Source organism: Frankia sp. CcWB3, assembly GCF_977927595.1.
Map to the genome: position 1 here is coordinate 2,253 of NZ_CDWRCK010000295.1, position 2,609 is coordinate 4,861.

A 2,609-nucleotide genomic window follows, 5' to 3' on the forward strand; every position below is an offset into this window, starting at 1 on the left:
GAGACGGAGTTCTGCTCGTCGCCGGTACCCCTGGCTTCTACGAGCTCAAGCGGACCCGGGACCAGGACCCGATCTTCACGTGATCGGGCATGATGGCACATCATGCGTGTCCATCTGGGATCTGACCATGCAGGCTTCCGCCTGAAGGAGGCGCTCGCCGAGCGTCTGGTGGAGCTGGGCCACGCGCCCGTCGACCATGGTCCTGCCGAGTACGACCCCGACGATGACTACCCCCCGTTCGTCCTCGCCGCCGCCGCCGCCACCGCCGCCGAACCGGGCAGCGTGGGCATCGTCATCGGGGGATCGGGCAACGGGGAGGCCATCGCGGCGAACAAGGTCGCCGGGGTGCGCGCGGCCCTGGCGTGGAGCGAGCAGACGGCGACGCTGGCCCGCCAGCACAACGATGCCAACGTGCTGAGCCTCGGCGCGCGCATGTACACCGTCACGGAGGCCCTGACGTTCGCCGAGGTCTTCCTCACCACGCCGTTCAGCGGGGAGCAACGACACGTGCGGCGGCTGCGGATGCTCTCGGCCTACGAGCGGACCGGGGACGTGCCGTCGGTGCCCGGGTCGGCGTCGTCGGCTTCCTGAGACCTGTTCTTCGAGGACCCGGTCCCGGCAGACCCGGTCCCGGCGGATCCGGTCTCGGTAGGGCCGCTCTCACGCGGTCCGGCGGATCCGCGGTCGGAGCGTCGGCGGGTCCTCCGGGTACCCCGGCCGCGGCGGTCGGTCGTGCCGCTCTCGGCTCCGGCACGACCGGTTCCGGCACGGCTGGGGCCGCCGCGGTGGACCGGGTCGGTGGAGCTGGTCGACGGGGTCGCCGGGGTGGGGCGTGATCCGCGATGCAATACCATCGATCGCTCGGCCTCGGCGAGGTCGGCGTCGGTGGGCCGGGCGGCGTCGCGGGCCCGCATCGCCGTTCTCGGGGGCAGCTTGCTGCGACCCGCGTCGATGAGACCGCGCAGCTGCGCGTCCGCCTCGCCCGCCCCGGCCGCCTGCGACCGGGCCCGGCCTGCGCGCTCGGGTCGTGGCATGGCTCCTCCATCCGCTCTGGCCGGAAACCTTGGCGGATCATCCCAGAAGCGGGCCGCTCGGGAGGCCTCGTGACGCGGGTGGACGTCGGAAATCCGCCGGTGCGCGGTTATCCCCCGCGACAGGTTGATCTCCATCCTTGCGTTTCCGAAGGTTTCCGGAAGTTCACCGTCCCGTGTACTACCGGCGGGTCGCCCGACGGCGACAGCGCCGACTGCCCGATCCAGGATGATCCGAGGCGATCCGGGGGGATCGGCCACCCCCTGTCCGAGCTGTTCTCCCCCATCCGTATGCTACACATCGACAGATGAACGTCCGATAGCCCAGCATGTGCCCAATAGATGTCCATCTGTACTCAATAGATGTTCATTGTGCCACCTTGCTAGTAAATGAAACGAAAGGAAACTTGAGCATGCATGCTTTGCCGCATTTCGGTAGAACACCTGAAACTGTTTGCTGATCTCGATCAGCCGTCACCAACCGCTGCGCCTCGGTGGCTTCAGTCATCGGCTCTGCCGTCGCGGCCTAGGAGTTGAGTCTTGGACTGCGTGCCTGTGAGCGTCGTCATCCCCGCCTACAACGAGGCGATGCGCCTGCCCGGCTCGCTACCCCCGCTGATCTCGGTCATGCACAGGATCCCCGATGCCGAGGTGATTATGGTCGACGACGGCAGCACGGACGGCACCGCTGCGATCGCCGAGGAACTGCTCGCGGATCTGCCCGGTGGTCGGGTCCTGCGGCTGCCGTGGAACTCGGGTAAGGGCGCCGCGGTCCGCATGGGGGTGTCGGTCGCGCACGGTGAGTCGATCGCCTTCCTGGACGCCGACGGCGCCTCGGACGTCAATGATCTTCCTCTGCTCCTCGCCGCGTTGGAGCACGCCGAAGTGGCGCTCGGATCGCGCCGGGTCGGGGCGGGTGCGGTCCGCAGCAGTGGCCGGCGGGTCGGCAGCTGGGCCTTCAACCAGATCACCCGGTCCCTGACCAGCCTGGACGTCGCCGACACCCAATGCGGATTCAAGGCCTTCCGCGGTCCCGAGGCCAAGCTGCTGTTCAGCCTTGCGCGCTCCTCCGGATTTGGGTTCGACGTGGAGGTGCTCTCGATCGCCCGGTCGATCGGCTACCGGATCACCGAGGTCCCGGTCCGATGGGCGGAGATACCCGGTGGCACGTTCCGGGTGACCCGGCACACTCCCGCGATGCTCGTCGACGTGATGCGCGCCCGGCGATACCTGAACCGCTCCGCTCCCGGCCTCGTGGTGACGCGTCCCACGGTGCAGTCGCCCGCCGCCGCGGCGGCGCCGGTTCGTCCGGGCGACGGGGCGTCCCCCGCAGCCCAGGTCCGCGTCCCGCCTCCTGCCGTGAGCGTCCCGGCACCCGCGGAACCGGTGACCGCCGGGCCGCCGGCCGCCGCCCTCACGGCGGCCGTGGGGGGCGTCGAGAAGCCCCTGCGCCTGCCCGCGGACCTGGGCGGTGTGACCCCGCTGCCCCGGAAGGTTGTATGAAGGTCCGGCGAACCGGACCTTCATCCTTATCCTTTGGAGTAAGCGATCCCTCCCCCCCGCCGCCGGCCCCCCACG

At 69.8% G+C, this 2,609-nt stretch carries 3 protein-coding genes; 2 read left to right on the forward strand and 1 reads right to left on the reverse strand.

All coding sequences use genetic code 11. The features are described 5' to 3' along the window. The first annotated feature begins 102 nt into the window (after positions 1-102). On the forward strand, positions 103-591 hold the full coding sequence (locus ACY5KJ_RS17780) for a ribose-5-phosphate isomerase (protein WP_462188112.1): 489 nt from the start codon (positions 103-105) through the stop codon (positions 589-591). Here the strand turns inward: ACY5KJ_RS17780 and ACY5KJ_RS17785 are convergent. Beyond that, complete coding sequence (locus ACY5KJ_RS17785; protein WP_462203895.1) at positions 534-1,034, reverse strand: hypothetical protein; 501 nt, start codon at positions 1,032-1,034, stop codon at positions 534-536. The two genes, ACY5KJ_RS17780 and ACY5KJ_RS17785, sit on opposite strands and share 58 nt — an antisense overlap. A 552-nt stretch (positions 1,035-1,586) precedes the next feature. Here ACY5KJ_RS17785 and ACY5KJ_RS17790 point away from each other — a divergent pair. Beyond that, positions 1,587-2,534: a dolichyl-phosphate beta-glucosyltransferase gene (locus ACY5KJ_RS17790; RefSeq protein WP_462203896.1), complete on the forward strand. Its 948-nt coding sequence runs from the start codon at positions 1,587-1,589 to the stop codon at positions 2,532-2,534. Positions 2,535-2,609: the final 75 nt, after the last annotated feature.

Coding starts and splice junctions, on each gene's coding strand:
- ACY5KJ_RS17780 (WP_462188112.1), top strand. CDS start 103: ATGCGTGTCCATCTGGGATCTGACCATGCAGGCTTCCGCCTGAAGGAG.
- ACY5KJ_RS17785 (WP_462203895.1), bottom strand. CDS start 1,034: ATGCCACGACCCGAGCGCGCAGGCCGGGCCCGGTCGCAGGCGGCCGGG.